This window comes from Pseudomonas sp. B2021 (genome assembly GCF_018135665.1).
Taxonomy (GTDB): domain Bacteria; phylum Pseudomonadota; class Gammaproteobacteria; order Pseudomonadales; family Pseudomonadaceae; genus Aquipseudomonas; species Aquipseudomonas lactis.
Map to the genome: position 1 here is coordinate 1,713,675 of NZ_SMOF01000001.1, position 21,331 is coordinate 1,735,005.

Genomic DNA, 21,331 nt, shown 5'->3' on the forward strand with positions numbered 1-21,331 from the left:
TATTGTTGACGTTTTTCGCGAGCAAGCTCGCTCCTACAGTATTGGGTTTGCGGGTTACGTTAGATCGGCAGCGTCGGGTAGTCGATATAACCCACCGGGCCTTTGCCATAGAAGGTTTCCGGGTGCGGCTCGTTCAACGGTGCATCAGCCTTCAGTCGCGCCGGCAGATCCGGGTTGGCGATGAAAGGAATACCGAAGGCCACTGCGTCCGCCTTGCCCGCCGCCAGCCAGGCATTGGCGCTGTCTTTGGTGAAGCGTTCGTTGGCGATGTACGCACCGCCGAAGGCTTTTTTCAGCTGTGGGCCAAGGCTGTCTGCGCCTTCTTTTTCGCGGGAGCAGATGAACGCGATGCCGCGCTTGCCCAGTTCGCTGGCGACGTAGGTGAAGGTCTCGGCGAGGTTGTCGTCGCCCATGTCATGCGCATCAGCACGCGGTGCCAGGTGCACGCCCACGCGGCCGGCGCCCCAGACTTCGATGGCGGCGTCGGTGACTTCCAGCAACAGGCGCGCACGGTTTTCCAGGGAGCCACCGTACTGGTCGGTGCGCTGGTTGGTGCTGCTTTGCAGGAACTGATCGAGCAGGTAGCCGTTGGCGCCGTGGATTTCCACACCGTCGAAACCGGCGGCCTTGGCGTTCTCGGCGCCGGTGCGGTAAGCGTCGACGATGTCGGCGATTTCAGCGGTTTCCAGGGCGCGCGGGGTCGGGTAGTCGGCCAGGGGGCGAACCAGGCTGACGTGGCCTTTGGCTTGGACCGCACTCGGGGCCACCGGGGTTTCGCCGTTCAGGTAGGACTCGTGGGAAATGCGGCCGACGTGCCACAGTTGCAGGAAGATCTTGCCGCCCGCGCCATGCACGGCCTTGGTGATGTTGGCCCAGCCGCGCACCTGGTCGTTGGACCAGATGCCGGGGGTGTCCGGGTAGCCCACGCCCATCGGCGTCACGGAAGTGGCTTCGCTGAGGATCAGCCCGGCGGAGGCGCGTTGCACGTAGTACTCGGCCATCAGCGCATTGGGCACGCGCCCGGCATCCGCGCGGCAGCGGGTCAGCGGCGCCATGATGATGCGGTTCGACAGGTGCACATCGCCCAGTGTGATCGGATCGAAAATAGTCGTCATGGAAAAACACCTTCTCTTTAAGTTGATCAGTGGGTCGCGGGGGCCAGGTCGGCATTGCCGCCCTGACGGAAAGTGATCAGGGTCACCAGCAGCGCGAGAATCGCCAGTGCGGCGGCCGCCAGCGGCACGCTGGTCAGGCCGAAGCCGTGGGCAATCACGCTGCCGCCGACCCAGGCGCCGAGGGCGTTGCCAATGTTGAAGGCGCCGATGTTCAAGGTGGACACCAGGTTCGGCGCGGCCTTGCCGAAGGTCACCACGTTGATTTGCAGCGCCGGCACGGCGGCGAACGAGGCGGTGGCCCACAGGAACAGGGTGATTTCAGTCGGTATCACCGCGACGCTGGTCCAGCTCAGCACCGTGGACACCACCGCCATGCTGATGAACACGCCGATCAGGGTGGCCGCCAGGCGCTTGTCCGCCAGTTTGCCGCCGATGATGTTGCCCACGGTGAGGCCCAGGCCGATCAGCAGCAGGGTCCAGGTCACACCCTTGGGCGACACGCCGGTGACATCGCCGAGCAGCGGTGCGACGTAGGTAAAGAGGGTGAACATGGACGCGGCAAACAGCGCGGTCATGCTCAGTGATAACCAGATACCGGCACCCTTGAGGGCGGCCAGTTCAGCGCGCATATCGAGTTTTTCTTCGTCACGCTTGGCGGGCAAGAAGCGAATCAGGCCGATCAAGGCGATCACGCCAATCACGGTCACGGCCCAGAAGGTCGAGCGCCAGCCGGCTTCCTGGCCCAGCGCCGTACCCAGGGGCACGCCCAGCACGTTCGCCAGGGTCAACCCGGTGAACATCAGCGCTACCGCCGACGCACGTTTGTTGGCCGGCACCAGGTTGGCCGCCACCACCGAGCCAATCCCGAAGAAGGCACCGTGGCACAACGCTGTGACCACCCGGGCAAACATCAGCACGTTGTAGTCGCTTGCCAGGGCGCAGAGCAGGTTGCCGATAATGAAAATACCCATCAACGCTACCAGCGCCGCCTTGCGTGGCAGCTTGGCGGTGGCCAGTGCCATGAACGGTGCGCCGATGGCCACGCCCAGGGCGTAGCCGGTCACCAGCCAGCCGGCGCCGGGAATCGACACACCCAGGTCCGCCGCCACATCGGGCAGCAAGCCCATGATGACGAACTCGGTGGTGCCGATGGCGAAGGCGCTCAGGGCCAGTATGAGTAGCGAGAGGGGCATGGGGTGTGTCCTTGGTAATTACGGTGCGCTGAGTTCGGTGATGAGCGCCGTGAGAAAGGCTTGGATCACCTCCTCGTTGCGCTTGAAAAAGTGCCACTGCCCGGCCTTCTGGCTGCTGATCAACCCCGCCCGTTGCAAGGTGGCCAGGTGGGCCGACACGGTCGACTGGGACAAGCCGCAGCGCTGGTCGATCTGCCCGGCGCAGATGCCGTATTCGTGGTTGTGCAATTGCTCGGGGAACTGCACTTTCGGGTCTTTGAGCCAGGTGAGGATGTCTCGTCGTACTGGGTGCGCCAGGGCTTTTATTATTTCGTCGAGGTCGATGGACATGGCAGGGTGCTCGGTGTCGTAAAGCGTTATATCGCGATGAGGCGAACTTTAAATCGTCATATCCCGATATACCAATATGATTTTGATCTGAGGCCAAAGCGAATCGGTATATCGGGTTATAACGATATGTGGGTGGCAGTGGTAGACTGCGCGGCATGAATTATCTCGCACATCTGCACCTGGGCGGCCAACTTCCTGCACAACTGCTGGGCAGCCTCTATGGCGACTTCGTCAAAGGCCGCCTGCAGGGCCAGTTCAGCCCGCAAATCGAAGCGGCGATCCAGCTGCATCGCTCCATCGACCGGTTCACCGACAGCCACCCCTTGGTGGGGGAGGCGTTGTCGCGTTTCAGCCAGACCCGCAGGCGCTATGCCGGCATCGTCCTCGATGTGTTTTTTGACCATTGCCTGGCGCGCGACTGGGCGCTGTATGCCGACCAACCCCTGGAGCGTTTCACGTCGCAGGTGTATCGGGTATTGGCGGCCGAACCCGCGTTGCCGGGGCGGCTGGCGCAGATTGCGCCGTATATGGCAGCGGATGATTGGTTGGGCTCGTACCGCGAGTTTGCGGTGATGGACCAGGTGCTGCGCGGGATTTCGCGGCGGCTGACACAGCCCGAGGAGTTAGGGTATGCGATGCAGGAGTTGCGGGTTTTGTATGAGCCGCTGAGTGAGGACTTTCGACTGTTCTACCCAGAGTTGCAGAAATTTGCACAATCTCAACTGACTACATGAGATCTGAATGTGGGAGCTGGCTTGCCTGCGATAGCGGCCTACCTGTTGAGAATGCTGTGGCTGACCCACCGCCATCGCAGGCAAGCCAGCTCCCACATTTGGATGGTGTTCACATTGCTTCAGGCTGCGAATGCAGGCCGAGCAGACACTTGCTCAGCTTCCGGCACCGGCCCAAACAACGCCTTCTGCACCGCCTGCTGCGCCTGATACGCCAATGCCGCACGTTCCTGCCCGGCGCAGGCAATCGGCTTGAGCACATGAATCTCCACATCGCCGCGGTCATTGGAAAACAAGCGCATCAGGTGCGAGAGCAAATCATCATCGCCAATAAAGGGCGCCAGCGGGTCGACTTGGCCGTCGCGCAGATACCGAATCGCTACCGGCTGCAGTGACACATCCGCATCGATCGCGCTGGCCAGCAAGCGCCCGTGGAACGTGCGCAGGCCGCGACCGTCGGTGGTGGTGCCTTCGGGGAACATCAGCAAGGGGTGCTGTTGCTCCAGATGACGGGTCATCTGCTTGCGAATCAGTTGGCTGTCACCTGAACCGCGACGAATAAACAGGCTGCCCGCCTTGGCCGCCAACCAGCCCGCCACCGGCCAGGTACGCACCTCGGCCTTGGACAAAAACGACATCGGCGCCACCATGCCCAGCAACGGGATGTCCGTCCAGGACACGTGATTGCTCACCCACAGCATCGGCGTTTGCGGCAACTCGCCGTGCACCGTCACACGAAAGGGCAGGGCGTTGGTCAGTCGCGCCATAAAGAAGCGTGACCAACGCTGGCGCCGCACCATCGAGTTAGCCACGCCCAGGCGCTCGAACAGGCCGAACACACTGGCCATGCTCAACCCCAGCCCCACCACCAACAGCACGCGGGCGATGCGCCCGTAAATGCGCAGGCGGTTCATCACATGGCCGCCTTGAAGTGGCGCGCGTAGCGCGGGCACAACTCGTCACGCTTGAGCAGGATAAACACGTCGGCCACCTGGAAGTCTTCATCCCAGCACGGCTCGCCGCAGATCTTCGCGCCCAGGCGCATGTAGGCCTTGAGCAGCGGCGGCATTTCGGCGATGACGTTGGACGGCAAGTCCAGGGCCGGCAGCGGTTTTTTCGGTTCGGCGCGCAGGTGTTCGTTGCACAGGTAGCGCTCGCGCAAGCGCTGCATGATCGCGTGGGCCTGGATGCCGCCATCGTGCATCGGGATGCTTGCGCAGCCCATCAGGTAGCTGTAGCCACCCTGGTTGAGCACCTCGGCCAACTCGCCCCACAACACCGCGATGGTGCCGCCATTGCGGTAGGCCGGGTCGACGCAGGTGCGGCCAATCTCCAGAATCGGGCCCTGCAAGTGCAGCAGGCCATGCAGGCTGAATTCTTCTTCGCTGTAGAACCGGCCCAGGGTGCTGGCGGCCTGGTGGTCGAGCAGACGGGTAGTAGCGACGAGTCGACCGCTGTTCAAATCCCGCACGCCGATATGGCTGCAGTGAACATCATAGTCATCCATGTCCAGACCCAGTTCCGCGCCTTTCAGCTTGGCGTTGAATTCGCCGCTGAATACGTTGAACCGCAGGGCCTGGGCTTCCTGCAATGCCTGTGCGCCTACCAGGCGTTCGGCTTGCAGACGGCGTTCATTGCCTTTGTCGCTGATGCGGGCGATCTGAGTCATAGCGAGTCTCCGGGTGCCGGCCAGGTTGCGGCCAGTCGACTTTGTTGTCCAAAGTCAGGCTATGTAGCCTCGGTGTCAGCTCCATGAAGTTACGGTGACGGTTGGATGACAGCCCCCTTGTCGCAAATCTGTCACTGGCGTGAGCTAGGCTCGCGGGCTTGAATGCCCTCCTTGAGTTTGCGTCCATGGTCCGAGGCCTGTTGTGCGTTGCCCTGCTGTTTGTCACCGTGAATGCTCGCGCTGAAATCTGGCCTGATAAGGAGTGGGCCCTGGGCACAGCCCTCGCCGGCCGCGCTGTCGATGCCCTGGACGCCTACGCTTTCCCAACCCGCGACGATGCCACCCGCACCGGTATTCGCACCGATGCGTTGTTGGTCATTCGCGACGGCGAAATCATTTATGAACGCTACGCCGCGCCCACCACTGTGAGCACACCGCACCTCACCTGGTCCGTCAGCAAAAGCCTGATGGCTACCGTGCTGGGCGTGGCCTATGGGCAAGGCCGCTTCAAACTCAGCGACGCCGCCGCACGTTTCTACCCGCCGATGAAGCAGCACCCCAAGGTGAGCATGGCCGACCTGCTGCACTGGGCCTCGGGGTTGGATTGGCAGGAAGACTACGAGTACGCCCCGTTGAAATCTTCGGTGGTGGCGATGCTTTACACCCGTGGCCACACGGACATGGCGCAATTCGCAGCGGATACCGAAGCCGCCGCCGCCCCTGGCCAGGCTTTCCGTTATTCCAGTGGCGACAGCAATATCCTCTCCGCTGCGCTCAAGGGCATGCTCGGCCACAAGGCCTACATGACCTACCCGTGGGACGCGCTGTTCCAGCCCCTGGGCATTCGCGACGCAACCTGGGAAACCGATGCCGATGAGACGTTTGTCGCGTCGTCCTATGCCTACCTCACGGCCCGAGATCTGGCACGGGTCGGACTGCTGATGGCGCGGGATGGACGCTGGGGCGAGCGGCAACTGTTGCCCCAGGACTGGGTCGCCTTTAATCGCAGGCCCTTCGACCACTACAAAGCCGGCCAGGATGAAGCCGTGCCGGGCGGCCATTGGTGGCTCAACACCGGCGCCCCCCAACCCTGGCCCGACGCACCGGCCACCACCTTCGCCGCGCTGGGGCACTGGGGCCAGGCGCTGTACGTGCTGCCCGACGAACATCTGGTGATCGTGCGCTACGGCGATGATCGGGATGGCCGTTACCGGCATAACGAACTGCTCAAACGCGTGCTGGCGGCGGTGCGCTCATGATTCGTCGTCATCCATTTATCAGCGTTTTACTGGTGTTGTTTATCGCACTCTTGGGCGGGGTTTGGCATGAGCGCGTCAACCTGCAAGCCTTTCCCGACATCATCGCGGCGTACACCGCCAAGGAGTATTGCTCGTGCCGGTATGTGGCGAACAACCCTGCGGAGTATTGCCTGGGGTATGTGAAGCAGTACGTGCCCATCAGTGCGTTTATCGACACGCCTGAGCGCAGTGAAGTGACAGCGAGTGGGTTGGGGCGTACGCATACAGCGCGATGGATAGGCAACCGCCAAGGCTGCCGCCTTAACCCCTGACACACCCAAATTTCCCTGTGGGAGCTGGCTTGCCTGCGATAGCGGCAGGTCAGTCAACATCACGAGTGCCTGTGCCGCCGTCATCGCAGGCAAGCCAGCTCCCACATCGTATTTGTGCTGATCATGGGCAATTGAGAGAGATACAGACAAGCGCCCGATGCGGCGCACCGGGCGCGTACTACTTACAGCAGGTTTTGACTGCCAGGCTGCATCGCCAGCAGCAAGTCATCAATGATCGCCTTACCCATCTCACCCAGATAATGCGAGGCAAACGCAAACTTTTCCGCCTTGGGGTCCATGGCCGCTTCAAGCGCGAGCATTTTGGCGTAGTAGAGCACGTGGGAGGCGTGTTCGAGGGCTTCCACAAGCGGAACCCCGGCGTTGACGCGGAACAGTTTCAGGTGGCTTTTGTTTTCTCCGCAATCTGCGAAGGTGGCAGCGCCGATGGTTTCGGCTGAGGGTATTTCGTACGGCATAAGCTTGCTCCTTTGGTACAACCAAAAAGAGCTGCCATTCACGATTCCAAGCATGAGGGTGGCAGCTGTACGCAGGTTGGAATCCGAGAAGAAGCAACTCGGCAGGCACAAGGCCTCCCACGCACAGCCGCCATAAAGCACAAACAGCGGGCACAAAAAAGCGCCGACTGATTGTATGACGACGCTGTAGCGTCTTCTTTCTCGGGATTCCACGCCCGGTCGCTGATGAGCAGCGACGCCGCAGAGATTAACGCTATGCACGTGTCCTCGCAACCGGTGGCAAATAGCTGTTGTGGCGAGGGAGCTTGCTCCCGGTAGCGGTGGGGCAGTTACAAATGTTTAGCTGACACTCCGCCATCGCAGCAAAGGTATCTACACAACTTTCTGGGCTGTAGCAGCAGACGCTAACCACGATGCGGAGCGAGCCGCTGTTGATCTTGCTCTGCTTTTGCTCTTGATCTTAGGCGCCCCGTCAAACCACGCTGGCCGAACACAGGCTTGAATTCGTGGGTAACCCGGCAGGACGCCGGGTTAGCCGCCCCGCGCCATGGATGGCGCGTGGCGGCGGCCCACGGATTCAAGCCTGCGTTCGGGCACACCGAGCCAAAGCGAGGGGCCGAGTGGTGGGGCAAGAGCGTTTTGCTTACTTTGCCGCTTTTGCAAAGTGAGCCGCCGTCAGGGCGGAACCCTAAGTGGCCGTTACCGCAGAAATGGATATGTACTCGGTATAACAGTGTCGCCTGTCAGGCCGCCTTCGCGAGCAAGCCCGCAGTTGGATCGCGGGGTGTCAGGTAGATAGGTGTCGGCTGGCAGGCCGCCATCGCAGGCAAGCCAGCTCCCACATTTGGATCGCGGTGCGTCAGCTAGATCTGCGTCATCTGTCACTCCGTCACGGGAGCAAGCTCCCTCGCCACAGGACCAGCGTCGCACCAAAGTTGTGTAGATACCTATGGCCATCGTAGGCAAGCCAGCTCCCATCTATGGATGTGTGTGGGCTCACGGAAAAAAGCTCGGCCCTGATGTTCCACAGAGTGGAACCACCTTTGATTGTCCTCACGCGCACATCGCGCTTAGCTGTCGATGTGTTGCAAACAAGAACGGGACCACCCGCCTGTGAGGAGAATCACCATGCGCCCGCACCAGCACATTCTGGATTGGCTCAGCGACGTTGCCAGCGACTTGCACGCTGTGCGTCACGATATCCACGCCCATCCCGAACTCGGCTTTGAAGAGAATCGCACCTCAGCGCTGGTCTCACAGTCACTCAAGGAGTGGGGCTATGAGGTGCACACCGGCATCGGCAAGACCGGTGTGGTCGGCGTGCTGCGCAATGGCAACAGCTCGCGCACGTTGGGCATTCGCGCCGACATGGACGCCTTGCCCATCATCGAAAACACCGGTGCGGCCTATACCAGCCAGCATGCCGGCTGCATGCACGCCTGCGGGCATGACGGCCACACCACCATGTTGCTCGGCGCCGCGCGTTACTTGGCGGCGACGCGGCAGTTTCACGGCACCTTGAACCTGATTTTCCAACCCGCCGAAGAAGGCCAGGGCGGCGCCGAGGCGATGTTGGCGGACGGTTTGCTGGAGCGTTTCCCCTGTGAGGCGCTGTTCGGCATGCACAATATGCCGGGCTTGCCGGCTGGGCATCTGGGCTTGAGGGTGGGGCCGATGATGGCCTCCCAGGACCTGCTCACCGTGACCCTCGAAGGCGTCGGTGGCCACGGCTCTATGCCGCACCTTACCGTCGATCCACTGGTGGCTGCTGCCAGTATGGTCATGGCCTTGCAAACGGTGGTGGCGCGCAATATCGACACCCAGGAAGCCGCTGTCGTCACGGTCGGCGCCCTTCAAGCAGGGCAAGCCGCCAACGTGATTCCCCAGCAAGCCCTGCTGCGCCTGAGCCTGCGCGCACTTAACCCCAAGGTACGCGAACAGATGCTGGAACGGGTCAACGCGATCATCCAGACCCAGGCCGCCAGCTTCGGCTGCACCGTGCAGGTCGAACACCGCCCGGCTTACCCGGTGCTGGTCAACCATGCCGAAGAAACCGAATTCGCCCGCCAGGTCGGTGTGGCCTTGCTCGGCGCCGATGCGGTGGACGGCAACACCCGCACGCTGATGGGCAGCGAAGACTTCGCCTGGATGCTGCAACGCTGCCCCGGCAGTTACTTGTTTATCGGCAACGGCGTGTCGCGGCCGATGGTGCACAACCCCGCCTATGACTTCAACGACGACATCCTGCTGACCGGCGCCGCCTATTGGGGCGCGCTGGCCGAGAGCTGGCTCAAGCCGGCCGGCTAACCCAAACCCTTGTAGGAGCGAGCTTGCTCGCGAAAATCGTCAACGCTGACGCAGCGCTTTGAGGTGGCCCGTGTTGCCTGCGCGTTTTTCGCGAGCAAGCTCGCTCCTACAGTAACGCCTTTTTCTGCCGCTGGACCCTTTCCCTGATCGGTTGAATGGAGTGTTCCTCATGCAGACTTTAAAGCCCGGCGTTTCCCGCACCCGCCAAGTGGTGGCCGCGGTGATCGGCAACGCGTTGGAATGGTATGACTTCATCGTTTACGGTTTCCTGGCTAGCATTATCGCCCGTCAGTTCTTCCCCTCGGAGGACGAATACGCCTCGCTGCTGATGGCGCTGGCCACCTTCGGCGTGGGCTTTTTCATGCGCCCGGTGGGCGGCATCCTCTTGGGCATCTACGCCGACCGCAAAGGCCGCAAGGCGGCGATGCAGTTGATTATCCGACTGATGACCGTGTCCATCGCGCTGATTGCCTTCGCGCCGAACTATGCCGCCATCGGCATGGGCGCGCCGTTGTTGATCGTGGTGGCGCGCATGCTGCAGGGCTTTGCTACCGGCGGTGAGTACGCGAGTGCCACGGCATTTCTGGTGGAAAGTGCACCGGCCCATCGCAAGGGGTTGTATGGCTCCTGGCAATTGGTGGGGCAGTGCCTGGCGGTGTTCGGTGGGGCGGCGATGGTGGCGTTGGTCACGCATTTCTTTTCGCCCGAAACCCTCGACCTGTGGGGCTGGCGCCTGCCGTTTGTGCTGGGCTTGTTGATCGGCCCGGTGGGGTTGTGGATTCGTCGGCACATGGAAGACCCCGAAGAATTCATCGAGGCGCGCAAGCAGGCCACCGGACCGGCGCCGAGCCTCATGCAAGTGCTGCGTGAGCATCGGCGCAGTATCCTGGTGTCGATGGGCCTGGCCTGCGGCGCGACGGTGTCGTTTTATGTGGTGCTGGTGAACATGCCGACCTTCGCTCACAAGAACCTCGGCCTGCCGCTGGATCAGGTGTTGATGGTGCAGATGTTTGCGGTGGCGTTGATGACCGTGGTGATTCCGTTATCCGGCCTGCTCTCGGATCGGTTGGGGCGGCGGCCAGTGCTGATGGCCTTCACCCTGGCGTTTTTCGTGATGGTCTACCCCTTGTATGTGTGGGTGGCCGCCGCGCCGTCCATCGAGCGCCTGCTGGTGATGCAGGTGATGTTGTGCACCGCGATTGGCGGGTTCTTCGGGCCAGCGCCGACGGCATTGGCCGAACAGTTCCCTATCGAGGTGCGCTCGACCGGCGTGTCGGTGGCCTATAACGTGGCGGTGATGGTGTTCGGAGGTTTCGCGCCGTTGATCGTGACCTGGCTGAGCAAAGTGCTGGGCACGCCGGTGGCGCCCTCGTTTTATGTATTGTTCGCCTGCGTGCTGACGCTGCTGGGCACTTACTGCATGCGCGAGGCCCCCCGGGCGAGCAAGCCGTTGCCGTTTTCCAGAGAGGTGAAGCCTTGAGTATTGTTGATTGGGATGCCACTGAACTGTCGCGGGCCATTCATGGGCGGCAGGTGTCGTGCGAAGAGGTGATGCAGGCGTACCTGGCGCAGATCCAGCGCTTTAACCCCTGCGTGAATGCGCTGGTGACATTGCGCGACAGCGAGGCCGTGCTGGCCGAGGCGAGGGCCTGCGATCGGGAGTTGGACCAGGGCCGCTCCCGTGGCTGGATGCATGGCATGCCCCAGGCCATCAAGGACCTGGCGGCCACCCAGGGCTTGCGCACCACCTTGGGCTCACCGTTGTTCGCCGAGCATGTGCCGGGCGAAGACGCCATCAGCGTGGCGCGGGTGCGGGCCAGTGGCGCGATCATCATCGGCAAGACCAACGTGCCGGAGTTCGGACTGGGTTCCCACACCTACAACACGCTGTTCGGCACCACCGGCAATGCCTATGACCCGCGCCTTGCAGCCGGCGGCAGCAGTGGCGGGGCGGCGGTGGCCCTGGCGCTACGCATGCTGCCGGTGGCCGACGGCAGCGACATGATGGGCTCGCTGCGCAACCCGGCGGCGTTCAACAACGTGTTCGGCTTGCGCCCCTCACAAGGACGGGTGCCCCACGGGCCGATGCCGGAGTTGTTCGTGCAGCAACTGGGCACCGAAGGCCCGATGGGGCGCAGCGTCACGGATGTGGCGCGGTTGCTGAGCATCCAGGCCGGTTACGACCCCCGCGCGCCGCTGTCCTCCCAGGCCGATCCGGCGGTGCTGGGCCAGCCATTGCAGCGCGACTTCAAGGGCGCACGCCTTGGTTGGCTGGGGGACTACAACGGTTATCTGCCGATGGACGCGGGCGTGATGAGCCTGTGCGAAGCGGCGCTGGATGATTTCGCCAGGTTGGGCTGTGAAGTGCACAGCTGCCAACCGGACTTTTCCATGGCGCGCCTGTGGCGCTGCTGGTTGGTTCATCGCCATTGGCTGGTGCACGGCAACCTCGGCGCGGCCTACGCCAACCCGCAAAAACGCGCACTGCTCAAACCCGAGGCCCAGTGGGAAGTGGAGGGCGGCCAGGGTTTGAGTGCTCAACAGGTGTACCAGGCGTCGGTGGACCGCAGTGAGTGGTACCGCGCCCTGGCCAAGCTGTTCGAACGTTACGATTTCCTGCTGTTGCCCACTGCCCAGGTGTTCCCTTTCGATGCACAACAGCCGTGGCCACGCCTCGTCGGCGGGCGTGAAATGGACACTTATCACCGCTGGATGGAAGTGGTGATCGGCCCGACCCTCGCCGGTTTGCCGAGCATGAGCATCCCCGTGGGCTTCAACCCCCAGGGCCTGCCCATGGGCCTGCAAATCATTGGCCCGGCCCAGGCCGACAGGGCCGTGTTGCAATTGGCCTACGCCCATGAGCAACTGACCCAATGGGTACAACGCCGGCCACCGGCGTGCCTTGCAACGACCCGCTGAGCGCTGACGGGCCTGTATCTTGCTGTGAAAAAAGATCATCCACCGGCAACAGGGAGATCGAACATGGAGACAGGCACCGTACGCTCGGTTGAGCGCGCTCTGGCAATCGTCGAATTGCTGGGCGAGCACCAGGCCCTGGGGCTGGAAGAGTTGCACTACCTCACGCGCCTGCCCAAGGCCACGGTGTCGCGCATGTTGCTGACCTTGCAGGAGCAGGGCTGGGTCTATCGGGGCCTGAGTGATCGGCGTTACCGCCTGCGTGCCCGACGCTTGTTCGGCGACACCCAGCAACGCTTCAAGCGCCAGGTGGTGGAGAGCGCCGCGCCCTGGTTGCTGGAACTCAGCGAGCGCACCGGGCTGGTGGTGGACTTGTCGTGCTTCGATGGCGAGCGCCTGGAGGTCATGGAGAGTGCGATTCCCAGTGTGTTGCGCAAGCTGTACCCGAACAACTGCCAGATCGTCGGCCAGTATGCCAGCCTGTTCCATTCCGCGATGGGCAAAGCCTGCTTGACGCAATTGCCGGCCGAAGAAGTACAGCGCCTGGCAGGCCGCAATCATGTGGCGGCAGACGAGCACTATCGCGCATGCGAGCAAACCCAGCACCAGGGCTTTGGCCAGCGTACCGAGGGCTATTGGGAATATCCTGTGCGTTTGCCGTTCCTGATCCGGGCGGTGGCGCTGCCGGTGCGCGCCAATGGCCGCCTGGTGGGGAGCATGGCGTTGCATTGGCCGATGCATCAGGCGCCGGTGGAGCGGGTGTTGAATTTGCATATGGGCAGCCTTGAAGAAACGATCTGCGAAGTGCAGCGAGCGCTGGTTTGATAGTCACCGCCGAATAAATGTGGGAGCGGGCTTGCTCGCGAAGGCGGTGTATCAGCTACACATGTATTGACTGGCACTGCGCTTTCGCGAGCAAGCCCGCTCCCACAATGAATTTGCGCCGTTCATGAGATTGCGCTTATGGTTCGCTCAGGTTTTCCCCCGCGAGTCTTCAATGTCAATCAAACCCTTGGCCTTCGCCCTTTTGGCCGCTGCAGCAGTGCCCGCCCACGCCGACTGGTACCTGGATAACGAATCCTCACGCCTGTCCTTCGTCACCACCAAAAACACCGAAATTGCCGAAGTGCAGCGCTTCCTGGTGCTGCACGGCAAGGTCGACGCCAAAGGCGCGGCTCAGTTGGAAGTGGAACTGGAGTCGATCAACAGCGGCATCCCGCTGCGCGACGAGCGCATGCGTAGAGAGCTGTTCGAGATCAAGACCTTCCCCGAAGCGCAGATCAGCGCGCAGATCAATCTGCAGCCCATCAACGACCTGGCGTCCGGCGCGCAGCTGGAATTGCGCCTGCCCCTGAGCGTCACGCTGCACGGCAAGACCCAGACCTACAGCGCCGAACTGCTGGCCACGCGCCTGGATGATCGACGTTTCCAAGTGGTGACCCTGGAGCCTGTGGTATTGCATGCCGAGGATTTTGACCTGGCGCCGGGTGTAGCCGCCTTGCGCAAGGCAGCGGGGCTCAAGTCGATCAGTTTGTCGGTGCCGGTGGGTGCGGTGCTGATCTTCACGGCGCGCTGACATGAGCGGCGCGGTGTTCCCGTGGCGCAGCGCCAATCAGTTCGAATTGCTGATCGACGGGCCGAATTTCTTCCCGCAGATGCTGGTGGGCATCGCCCGGGCCGAGCAGCAGGTTGACCTTGAGTTGTACCTGGTCGAAGCCGGGGCCTGCGCCGAGGCCATGGTGCAGGCACTGGTGCTGGCCGCCGAACGCGGCGTGCAGGTGCGTTGCCTGTTCGATGATTACGGCAGCCTGGCGTTTACCCTGGGGCTACGCAAGCGCTTGACCGATGCCGGTGTGGAGTTGCGCTTTTACAACCGCCTGAATTGGCGGCGCTGGATGCGCAACCTGTATCGCGACCACCGCAAGTTGCTGCTGATTGATCAGCGTGTCGCCGTGGTCGGTGGTACGGGCGTCACCGACGAATTCTGGACGCCGGGCCAAGACACCGCCGACTGGCATGAAGTGATGGTGCAGATCAGCGGCCCGCTGGTGCTGGACTGGCAGGCCCTGTTCGACCGGCAATGGCACGCTAACGCCGCGCGCCGAGAATGGAAACCGGCGACCCACTTTGGTTTGCCTCGCTTGCCCAAGGTGCCCGCCACCGGGCCGGGGCTGGGCCGCGTGGCGTATGCCGATGCGCGTCAGCACCGCGACATTCTGCAATCATTGATTCGCGCCTTGAACAGCAGCAAGGGGCGTATCTGGCTGGCGACCCCGTACTTCCTGCCCACCTGGAGCGTGCGCCGCGCCTTGCGCCGGGCGGCTGGGCGCGGTGTGGATGTACGTCTGTTGCTCACCGGCCCGCGCACCGATCACCCGTCGGTGCGTTACGCCGGGCACCGTTATTACCCGCGTCTGCTGCGTTCAGGGGTGCAGATCTTCGAATACCAGCCGTGCTTTCTGCACCTGAAGATGGTGCTGGTGGACGATTGGGTGAGCATTGGCTCGTGCAATTTCGACCACTGGAATTTGCGCTTTAACCTGGAAGCCAATCTTGAAGCGCTGGACCCGGGATTGACGGCGGCGGTGGTGGGCAGTTTCGAAGCGGACTTTGCCCAGAGCCAGGCGGTGAGTCTGGAGGCATGGAAGGCGCGGCCATTGTGGCGGCGGGTAAAGCAGCGGGTGTGGGGCTGGATTGATCGGTTGGTGGTGAACCTGCTGGATCGGCGCGGCTAGTCGGTTCACCTCAAGTCCAATGTGGGAGCTGGCTTGCCTGCGATGGCGGTGGTGAATATTCCACCGCTATCGCAGGCAAGCCAGCTCCCACCCAGACCGTGTTTACAGCTTCAGATCAGAGCAGTTCGAAGGTTTGTTGCTGCACATCCTGGGAGTCCAACCCGATCTGCACATTGAACTCACCCGGTTCGGCCGCGTACTTGAGCTGGCTGTTGTAGAACTTCAGGTCGTCTTCGGTAATGGTGAAGTGCAGCGTGCGCGCTTCGCCGGCCTTGAGCATGACCTTCTGGAAGCTCTTCAGCTCCTTGATCGGGCGGATCATCGAACCGGCCACGTCCTGGATATACAACTGCACAACCGTTTCGCCATCGACCTTGCCGGTGTTCTTCAACGTGACGCTGGCGTCGAGCTTGCCGGTCTTGTTCAGCGTGGTGGACGACAGCGCCATGTCCGACAGGCTGAACTGGGTATAGCTCAGGCCATAACCAAAGGGAAACAGCGGGCCTGTGGTGTCATCGAAGTACTGCGAAGTGTAGTTGCCCGGCTTGCCTGGGGTGAATGGCCGGCCGATGGTCAGGTGGTTGTAGTAGGTTGGAATCTGCCCAACGGAGCGAGGGAAGGTGATCGGCAGCTTGCCCGATGGGTTGTAATCGCCGAACAGTACATCGGCAATGGCGTTGCCGCCTTCGGTACCGGAAAACCAGGTTTCCAGGATCGCATCGGCCTGTTGGTTTTCTTCCAGAATCGACAGCGGACGGCCGTTCATCAGCACCAGCACCAGCGGCTTGCCGGTGGCTTTGAGGGCCTTGATCAAGTCGCGCTGGCTTTGCGGGATGTTCAGGTCGGTGCGGCTCGATGACTCGTGGGACATGCCACGGGACTCGCCCACCGCCGCGACGATAACGTCGGCGTTGTTCGCCGCCTTCACCGCTTCGTCAATCAGCACTTGGGCAGGGCGCGGGTCGTCCACCACTTCCGGGGCATCGAAGTTGAGGAAGTTGAGGTAGTCGAGCACTGCCTTGTCGCCGGTGATGTTGGCGCCACGGGCATAGATCACTTTGCCTTTTTCGCCGATCACGGCGTTCATGCCGTCGAGCAGGGTCACCGACTGCGCAGGCCGGCCGGCAGCAGCCCAACTGCCCATCATGTCGATGGGGGCCTTGGCCAGCGGGCCGACCAGGGCAATGGTCGCGGATTTTTTCAGCGGCAGGGTGTCGTTGTGATTTTTGAGCAACACCAGGCTGCGGCGCGCAATGTCGCGGGCCTCGGCCCGGTGCAGGCGGCTGTCGGCGTAGGTGTCGGCCGGGTCATCCTCGGCCTTGCCGATGCGCAGGTACGGGTCCTTGAACAGGCCCATGTCGTACTTGGCGCCAAGCACTTCGCGCACGGCGTTGTCGATGTCGCTCTGCTGGATTTCGCCGGACTTGAGCAGCCCCGGCAATTCCTTGCCGTACAGCGAGTCGTTCATGCTCATGTCGATGCCGGCCTTGATCGCCAGCTTGGCGGCTTCACGCCCGTCCTTGGCCACGCCGTGCTTGATCAGCTCGAAGATCGCGCCATGGTCGCTGACGGTCAGGCCCTTGAAGCCCCAGTCCTTGCGCAGCAGGTCGTTCATCAGCCAGGTGTTGGCCGTGGCAGGCACGCCGTTGATCGAGTTGAGCGCCACCATCACGCCGCCGGAGCCAGCCTTGATCGCTGCGTGGTAGGGCGGCAGGTAGTCCTGGTACATCTTGACCGGGCTCATGTCGACCACGTTGTAGTCGCGCCCGCCTTCCACCGCGCCATAGAGGGCGAAGTGCTTGACGCTGGCCATGAGGCTGTCGGCATTCGCGGGGCTGGTGCCCTGGAACGCCTTGACCATCACTTCGGCAATGCGTGACACCAGGTAGGTGTCTTCACCGAAACCTTCGGAGGTACGGCCCCAGCGTGGGTCGCGGGAGATGTCGACCATCGGCGCAAAGGTGATGTCGAGGCTGTCGGCAGCGGCTTCCTGGGCGGCGATGCGCCCGGAGCGGCCGATGGCGTCCATGTCCCAACTGGAAGCCAGGGCCAGGCTGATCGGGAAAATGGTGCGGTGGCCGTGGATCACGTCGTAGGCGAAGAACATGGGGATCTTCAAGCGGCTGCGCATGGCCGCGTCCTGCATCGGACGGTTTTCCGGGCGGGTGATGGAGTTGAACGTGCCACCGATGCGGCCGGCGGCGATTTCCTTGCGGATCAGCTCGCGGGGCATTTCCGGGCCGATGCTGATCAGGCGCAATTGGCCGATCTTCTCATCCAGGGTCATTTGCTTGAGCAGGTCGCTGACAAAGGCGTCCTTGTCGTTAAGCGCAGCAGGCTTTGTTTCTGCCCAGACGGGGTGGGTGGCCAGCGTTGCAACAAGGCCGAGCAAACACAGCTTTTTCATGAATATCCTTTTTCGGCTACTGCGCAGCATTCAAAGCGATGCTGTCGGCCAAAATGTGGGGAACGTCTATTGTTGTTCGGGTGTTGTTCAGATAAATGCAGCACACTCTGAACTCTTTTTCGCGCTGGGCATCTTTGTAGCTGATTGGCTCGAAGCATTCCAGTGGTGGCGGATTATGCCCCAAGCGCGTGGTTTATAGGGTTAGTCGTCACATTCCATCAGATCGGGCAGGAGAAACACCATGCAAGCAGCACAACATTACCGCTGGGGCTTCAAGGCTGCGGCGCTGTTACTGATCAGCAGCGTGCTGAGCGGTTGCGGCATCAACAACATCCCCACGCTGGACGAACAGGCCAAGGCCGCCTGGGGCCAGGTGCAGAACCAGTACCAGCGCCGTGCCGACCTGATCCCCAACCTGGTGGAAACGGTGAAGGCGTATGCCGCCCACGAACAGGAAACCCTCACCGCGGTGATTGAAGCGCGGGCCAAGGCCACCTCGATCCAGGTGGATGCCAGCACCCTGGACAACCCCGAGAAACTCAAGCAGTTCCAGCAAGCCCAGGATGGCCTGAGCGGCGCACTCAGCCGTTTGATGGTGGTGTCCGAGCGTTACCCGGACCTGAAGGCCAACCAGAACTTCCTGGCCTTGCAATCCCAGCTTGAAGGTACGGAGAACCGTATCGCCGTGGCCCGTCGGGATTTCATCCAGACCGTGCAAGCGTACAACACCGAGATCCGCACTTTCCCAGGCCGTCTGTGGCACAGCGTGATGTACAGCGACTTGCCGATCCGCGCCACGTTTGAAGCCACCAGCGCCGATGCCGATAAAGCGCCGCAAGTGAAGTTCAAATAAGGCTGCACTGAGGTGTCGATGCGTTTATTACGGATAGGCCTGGCGCTGTGGCTGTTGGCCTGCTTGGGCGTTGCCCAGGCGGCGCTGACCTTCCCGGCGCTGACCGGGCGGGTGGTAGACAGCGCGCAGATGATCGACCCAGCGGTGCGCGAGCAACTGACCCAGCAATTGCAGGCGCTGGAGCAAACCTCGGGCGACCAGTTGGTGGTGGTCACCGTGCCTGACCTGCAAGGCGTGCCCATTGAGGACTACGGTTATCAGTTGGGCCGCCAGTGGGGCATTGGCCAGAAGGGCAAGGACAACGGCGCGCTGTTGATCGTCTCCCGTGATGACCGCCAGTTGCGCATCGAAGTCGGCTATGGCCTGGAAGGCGTGCTGACCGATGCGCAATCCTGGGTGATCATCAACCAGGTGATCCTGCCCAAGTTCAAGGCCGGCAATTTCAGCCAGGGCATCAGCGATGGCGTGGCTGCGATGATTCAGGTGGTGGGCGGGGAGCCGTTGGCGGTGCCGGCCCATGTGGCGGATGCGAACTTCGCCATGGATAATCCCGGCTTTTCCATCGGCCTGTTTATTCTGCTGATCGGCGTGTTGTGGTTGTGCAATCGCATGGGCTTGCCGGTGGGCGCCATCCTGCTGGCGATTCTCAACAGCAGCGGGCGCGGCGGCGGTGGGGGCGGCGGTGGCGGTGGTTTCCGCGGCGGCGGCGGTGGCTTTGGCGGTGGCGGGGCTTCGGGCAGCTGGTAATGACAATAACGAGAATAGAGCATCTACAACCATGGCATTACTGACTGAACACGAGCAGCGCCAAGTCGCCGAAGCGATCGCCCGGGTCGAGAAAACCACCGACGCGGAGTTGGTCACCGTGCTGGCGGCGCGCGCCGACGACTACGCCTACATTCCGTTGCTGTGGGCGAGCTTGATCGCGTTGGTGGTGCCGGGCGTGGTGCATTACCTGTCGGGCTACCTGACCATGTACACCTTGCTGGTGGCGCAGTGGGCGACGTTCATTGTGCTGTGCCTGGTGTTCCGCTTGCCCAAGGTCACTACCCGGCTGATTCCGCGTTCGGTACGCCACTGGCGTGCGTCCAACCTGGCGCGGCGCCAGTTTCTGGAGCAGAACCTGCACCACACAGTGGGCAGCACCGGGGTGCTGATTTTTGTCAGCGAGGCCGAGCGGTATGTGGAGATCCTGGTGGATGACGGGATTTCCAAGCGCCTGGATGACAGCAATTGGGACGCCATTGTCCAGGCGTTTACCCAGCAGGTGAGACAGGGGCAGACGCTCGCCGGGTTCATCGCCTGCGTTGAAGCTTGTGGCGAGTTGCTCAAGGTGCATGTGCCCGTTACCCAAACCCGCAACGAACTGCCCAATCGCCTGGTCGTGCTCGAATAACTGCTTTCTGTGGGAGCCGGGCTTGCCCGCGATGGCATCGCCTCGGTTTGCCTGATTAACCGAGTTGCCTGCATCGCAGGCAAGCCAGCTCCCACACAAGGCAGCATCCTTATTCGGGTTGATTGACCGTTGATCAAATAACCCCGTGCCCTGAACCCCCATCCCGCCTAAAATGCCCGGCATTCTTTACCCGAGGCGTTTTTGTTCATGTCCGTCACCGCTCAACCTGCCCGCCCTGCGCCGGATCATCATGCCCAGTTCATCGAACTGTTGAGCGCAAGCTTGGCCCAGAACGCTTTTATCAAGCTGGTGCTGGCCAAGTACGTCGGTGAGGAAGCCGAGTTGCAGCGGCTGATCATCAAGCCGGTGGTGGTCAAGGACCAGCCTTGCCTGTCGTTCGTCTATCGCTACAAGACCCGCGACATCACCAAGAACTTCCCCTCGGCTGACGGCGTGGCGGCGATTGCCGAGCTGTTGCCCAGCTCGTTCAAGAACGCGCACTTGCTGGCGCTGACCGACGAAGCCCAGCTGGAGTACAGCAAGAAGAACAAAAGCTCGCTGTTCAAAAGCAAGCCGCAGCAACTGCGCGAGGCACCTTCGGCCGAGCATAACCGTGAAAAAAATCGCTTCCTCGACCTGAGCCGGCCGTTCCTCGCCGACCTGGGCGTGACCGACGCCAAGCAGGCGCTGATCCCCTCGATGTCGCGCAAGTGGAAGCAGATCAACAAGTTCATCGAAGTGTTCAGCCATGCGCTGACGTCGTCGCCGTTGCAGCTCGACCGCCCGGTGCGGGTCGCCGATTTCGGCTCGGGCAAGGGCTACCTGACTTTCGCCATTCACGATTACCTGCGCAATACCCTCAAGGCCGAGGGCGAGGTCACCGGTGTAGAGTTGCGTGAAGACATGGTCACCCTCTGCAACAGCGCCGCCGCACGCCTGGAGCATCCGGGGCTGGTGTTCAAATGCGGCGACGTGCGCAGCGTGGCGCCCAGTGAGCTGGACGTGATGATTGCCTTGCACGCCTGCGACATCGCCACCGACTACGCGATCCACACCGGCATCCGTTCCGGTGCGTCGATCATCATGTGTTCGCCGTGCTGCCACAAACAGATCCGCCTGCAGATCCAGAGCCCGGCGTTGCTCAAGCCGATGCTGCAATACGGCCTGCACCTGGGCCAGCAGGCGGAAATGGTCACCGACAGCCTGCGTGCGTTGTTCCTTGAAGCCTGTGGCTATGAGACCAAGGTGTTCGAGTTCATCTCGCTGGAGCACACCAACAAGAACAAGATGATCCTGGCGGTCAAACGTGCCGAGCCTGTGGACAACGCGCAGCTACTGGCAAAAATCCAGGAGCTCAAGGCGTTCTATCACATCACCGAACACTGCCTGGAAACCCTGTTGCGCGGGGATGGCTACCTGGCCTGAAATGGACGCGGTTCGCTGTGGGAGCTTGCTCCCGTGACGGCCCCGGCGGCCAGCGCATATCTACCTGACGCCCCGCGATCCAAATGTGGGAGCTGGCTTGCCTGCGAAGGCGGCCTAACAGTCAACACAGCTGGATTGTGTACATATCCATTGCTGCGGTAACGGCCACTTAGGGTTCCGCCCTGACGGCGGCTCACTTTGCAAAAGC

The 21,331-nt window shown here is 62.0% G+C and carries 20 protein-coding genes; 13 read left to right on the forward strand and 7 right to left on the reverse strand.

Translation table 11 applies throughout. The features are described from left to right. Positions 1-59 precede the first annotated feature (59 nt). Genes E1K68_RS07680 through E1K68_RS07690 form a run of 3 tightly spaced genes read right to left on the reverse strand, consistent with a single transcriptional unit; the run spans position 60 to position 2,638 of the window. On the reverse strand, positions 60-1,115 hold the full coding sequence (locus E1K68_RS07680) for an alkene reductase (RefSeq protein ID WP_212613924.1): 1,056 nt from the start codon (positions 1,113-1,115) through the stop codon (positions 60-62). Between the two features lie 26 nt (positions 1,116-1,141). Next, on the reverse strand, positions 1,142-2,308 hold the full coding sequence (locus E1K68_RS07685; protein WP_120247626.1) for an MFS transporter: 1,167 nt from the start codon (positions 2,306-2,308) through the stop codon (positions 1,142-1,144). 18 nt (positions 2,309-2,326) lie between these two features. Continuing rightward, positions 2,327-2,638: a helix-turn-helix transcriptional regulator gene (locus E1K68_RS07690; RefSeq protein ID WP_003189349.1), complete on the reverse strand. Its 312-nt coding sequence runs from the start codon at positions 2,636-2,638 to the stop codon at positions 2,327-2,329. Between the two features lie 155 nt (positions 2,639-2,793). On the opposite strand from E1K68_RS07690, the gene E1K68_RS07695 reads away from it, so the two are divergent. Further along, entirely contained in the window at positions 2,794-3,372 is a 579-nt protein-coding gene (locus E1K68_RS07695; RefSeq protein ID WP_003189350.1) for an ACP phosphodiesterase, read from the forward strand. A gap of 119 nt (positions 3,373-3,491) precedes the next feature. On the opposite strand, the gene E1K68_RS07700 is transcribed toward E1K68_RS07695, so the two are convergent. Continuing rightward, complete coding sequence (locus E1K68_RS07700; RefSeq protein WP_057711901.1) at positions 3,492-4,283, reverse strand: lysophospholipid acyltransferase family protein; 792 nt, start codon at positions 4,281-4,283, stop codon at positions 3,492-3,494. After that, positions 4,283-5,038 (reverse strand): L-ornithine N(alpha)-acyltransferase, encoded by a 756-nt coding sequence (olsB, locus tag E1K68_RS07705; protein ID WP_003189352.1) that lies wholly within the window; start codon positions 5,036-5,038, stop codon positions 4,283-4,285. The genes E1K68_RS07700 and olsB overlap by 1 nt, the downstream gene beginning before the upstream one ends. A gap of 185 nt (positions 5,039-5,223) precedes the next feature. Between olsB and E1K68_RS07710 the strand changes: the two genes are divergently transcribed. Then, positions 5,224-6,297 carry a serine hydrolase gene (locus E1K68_RS07710; protein WP_212613925.1) on the forward strand — a complete coding sequence of 358 codons (1,074 nt, stop codon included), beginning with the start codon at positions 5,224-5,226 and terminating at the stop codon, positions 6,295-6,297. Beyond that, positions 6,294-6,608, forward strand: a complete 315-nt coding sequence (locus E1K68_RS07715; protein WP_003189356.1) for a hypothetical protein — start codon at positions 6,294-6,296, stop codon at positions 6,606-6,608. Before E1K68_RS07710 ends, E1K68_RS07715 begins: the two co-directional genes overlap by 4 nt. A gap of 182 nt (positions 6,609-6,790) precedes the next feature. Here E1K68_RS07715 and E1K68_RS07720 read toward each other — a convergent pair whose 3' ends face one another. Continuing rightward, positions 6,791-7,084, reverse strand: a complete 294-nt coding sequence (locus tag E1K68_RS07720) for a DUF3077 domain-containing protein (RefSeq protein WP_212614878.1) — start codon at positions 7,082-7,084, stop codon at positions 6,791-6,793. A 1,128-nt stretch (positions 7,085-8,212) separates the two neighbouring features. Between E1K68_RS07720 and E1K68_RS07725 the strand changes: the two genes are divergently transcribed. From E1K68_RS07725 to E1K68_RS07750, 6 genes are all read left to right on the forward strand, one after another. Then, positions 8,213-9,391 carry a M20 aminoacylase family protein gene (locus E1K68_RS07725; RefSeq protein WP_169855424.1) on the forward strand — a complete coding sequence of 393 codons (1,179 nt, stop codon included), beginning with the start codon at positions 8,213-8,215 and terminating at the stop codon, positions 9,389-9,391. 169 nt (positions 9,392-9,560) lie between these two features. After that, the gene (locus tag E1K68_RS07730; RefSeq protein WP_169855425.1) at positions 9,561-10,871 is read left to right on the forward strand and encodes a citrate-proton symporter; all 1,311 of its coding nucleotides are present in this window, start codon (positions 9,561-9,563) and stop codon (positions 10,869-10,871) included. Continuing rightward, complete coding sequence (locus tag E1K68_RS07735) at positions 10,868-12,310, forward strand: amidase (protein WP_212613926.1); 1,443 nt, start codon at positions 10,868-10,870, stop codon at positions 12,308-12,310. Before E1K68_RS07730 ends, E1K68_RS07735 begins: the two co-directional genes overlap by 4 nt. 63 nt (positions 12,311-12,373) lie before the next feature. Next, positions 12,374-13,132 (forward strand): helix-turn-helix domain-containing protein, encoded by a 759-nt coding sequence (locus E1K68_RS07740; RefSeq protein ID WP_034134951.1) that lies wholly within the window; start codon positions 12,374-12,376, stop codon positions 13,130-13,132. Between the two features lie 172 nt (positions 13,133-13,304). Next, complete coding sequence (locus E1K68_RS07745) at positions 13,305-13,883, forward strand: YceI family protein (RefSeq protein ID WP_044272720.1); 579 nt, start codon at positions 13,305-13,307, stop codon at positions 13,881-13,883. 1 nt (position 13,884) lies between these two features. Further along, positions 13,885-15,042, forward strand: a complete 1,158-nt coding sequence (locus E1K68_RS07750) for a phosphatidylserine/phosphatidylglycerophosphate/cardiolipin synthase family protein (protein ID WP_034134953.1) — start codon at positions 13,885-13,887, stop codon at positions 15,040-15,042. A 115-nt stretch (positions 15,043-15,157) separates the two neighbouring features. Here E1K68_RS07750 and bglX read toward each other — a convergent pair whose 3' ends face one another. Continuing rightward, the gene (gene bglX, locus E1K68_RS07755) at positions 15,158-17,449 is read right to left on the reverse strand and encodes a beta-glucosidase BglX (protein ID WP_034134954.1); all 2,292 of its coding nucleotides are present in this window, start codon (positions 17,447-17,449) and stop codon (positions 15,158-15,160) included. 241 nt (positions 17,450-17,690) lie between these two features. On the opposite strand from bglX, the gene E1K68_RS07760 reads away from it, so the two are divergent. The 4 genes from E1K68_RS07760 (at position 17,691) to E1K68_RS07775 (ending at position 21,123) form a co-directional block, all read left to right on the forward strand. Next, positions 17,691-18,302, forward strand: a complete 612-nt coding sequence (locus E1K68_RS07760) for a LemA family protein (RefSeq protein ID WP_003189372.1) — start codon at positions 17,691-17,693, stop codon at positions 18,300-18,302. 18 nt (positions 18,303-18,320) lie between these two features. Then, positions 18,321-19,049, forward strand: coding sequence for a TPM domain-containing protein (locus tag E1K68_RS28055; RefSeq protein WP_057711911.1), 729 nt, complete (start codon positions 18,321-18,323; stop codon positions 19,047-19,049). A gap of 31 nt (positions 19,050-19,080) precedes the next feature. Then, positions 19,081-19,698: a TPM domain-containing protein gene (locus E1K68_RS07770; protein ID WP_003189374.1), complete on the forward strand. Its 618-nt coding sequence runs from the start codon at positions 19,081-19,083 to the stop codon at positions 19,696-19,698. Positions 19,699-19,905: 207 nt separating this feature from the next. Then, positions 19,906-21,123 carry an SAM-dependent methyltransferase gene (locus E1K68_RS07775; protein ID WP_044272728.1) on the forward strand — a complete coding sequence of 406 codons (1,218 nt, stop codon included), beginning with the start codon at positions 19,906-19,908 and terminating at the stop codon, positions 21,121-21,123. Positions 21,124-21,331: the final 208 nt, after the last annotated feature.

Excerpts from the sequence above, each read along its gene's own strand:
- E1K68_RS07710 (WP_212613925.1), top strand. The coding sequence starts at position 5,224 with ATGGTCCGAGGCCTGTTGTGCGTTGCCCTGCTGTTTGTCACCGTGAAT.
- E1K68_RS28055 (WP_057711911.1), top strand. The coding sequence starts at position 18,321 with ATGCGTTTATTACGGATAGGCCTGGCGCTGTGGCTGTTGGCCTGCTTG.
- E1K68_RS07750 (WP_034134953.1), top strand. The coding sequence starts at position 13,885 with ATGAGCGGCGCGGTGTTCCCGTGGCGCAGCGCCAATCAGTTCGAATTG.
- E1K68_RS07725 (WP_169855424.1), top strand. The coding sequence starts at position 8,213 with ATGCGCCCGCACCAGCACATTCTGGATTGGCTCAGCGACGTTGCCAGC.
- E1K68_RS07700 (WP_057711901.1), bottom strand. The coding sequence starts at position 4,283 with ATGAACCGCCTGCGCATTTACGGGCGCATCGCCCGCGTGCTGTTGGTG.
- bglX (WP_034134954.1), bottom strand. The coding sequence starts at position 17,449 with ATGAAAAAGCTGTGTTTGCTCGGCCTTGTTGCAACGCTGGCCACCCAC.
- E1K68_RS07680 (WP_212613924.1), bottom strand. The coding sequence starts at position 1,115 with ATGACGACTATTTTCGATCCGATCACACTGGGCGATGTGCACCTGTCG.
- E1K68_RS07730 (WP_169855425.1), top strand. The coding sequence starts at position 9,561 with ATGCAGACTTTAAAGCCCGGCGTTTCCCGCACCCGCCAAGTGGTGGCC.
- E1K68_RS07770 (WP_003189374.1), top strand. The coding sequence starts at position 19,081 with ATGGCATTACTGACTGAACACGAGCAGCGCCAAGTCGCCGAAGCGATC.
- E1K68_RS07695 (WP_003189350.1), top strand. The coding sequence starts at position 2,794 with ATGAATTATCTCGCACATCTGCACCTGGGCGGCCAACTTCCTGCACAA.
- E1K68_RS07690 (WP_003189349.1), bottom strand. The coding sequence starts at position 2,638 with ATGTCCATCGACCTCGACGAAATAATAAAAGCCCTGGCGCACCCAGTA.
- E1K68_RS07685 (WP_120247626.1), bottom strand. The coding sequence starts at position 2,308 with ATGCCCCTCTCGCTACTCATACTGGCCCTGAGCGCCTTCGCCATCGGC.
- E1K68_RS07745 (WP_044272720.1), top strand. The coding sequence starts at position 13,305 with ATGTCAATCAAACCCTTGGCCTTCGCCCTTTTGGCCGCTGCAGCAGTG.
- olsB (WP_003189352.1), bottom strand. The coding sequence starts at position 5,038 with ATGACTCAGATCGCCCGCATCAGCGACAAAGGCAATGAACGCCGTCTG.
- E1K68_RS07715 (WP_003189356.1), top strand. The coding sequence starts at position 6,294 with ATGATTCGTCGTCATCCATTTATCAGCGTTTTACTGGTGTTGTTTATC.
- E1K68_RS07720 (WP_212614878.1), bottom strand. The coding sequence starts at position 7,084 with ATGCCGTACGAAATACCCTCAGCCGAAACCATCGGCGCTGCCACCTTC.
- E1K68_RS07740 (WP_034134951.1), top strand. The coding sequence starts at position 12,374 with ATGGAGACAGGCACCGTACGCTCGGTTGAGCGCGCTCTGGCAATCGTC.
- E1K68_RS07760 (WP_003189372.1), top strand. The coding sequence starts at position 17,691 with ATGCAAGCAGCACAACATTACCGCTGGGGCTTCAAGGCTGCGGCGCTG.
- E1K68_RS07775 (WP_044272728.1), top strand. The coding sequence starts at position 19,906 with ATGTCCGTCACCGCTCAACCTGCCCGCCCTGCGCCGGATCATCATGCC.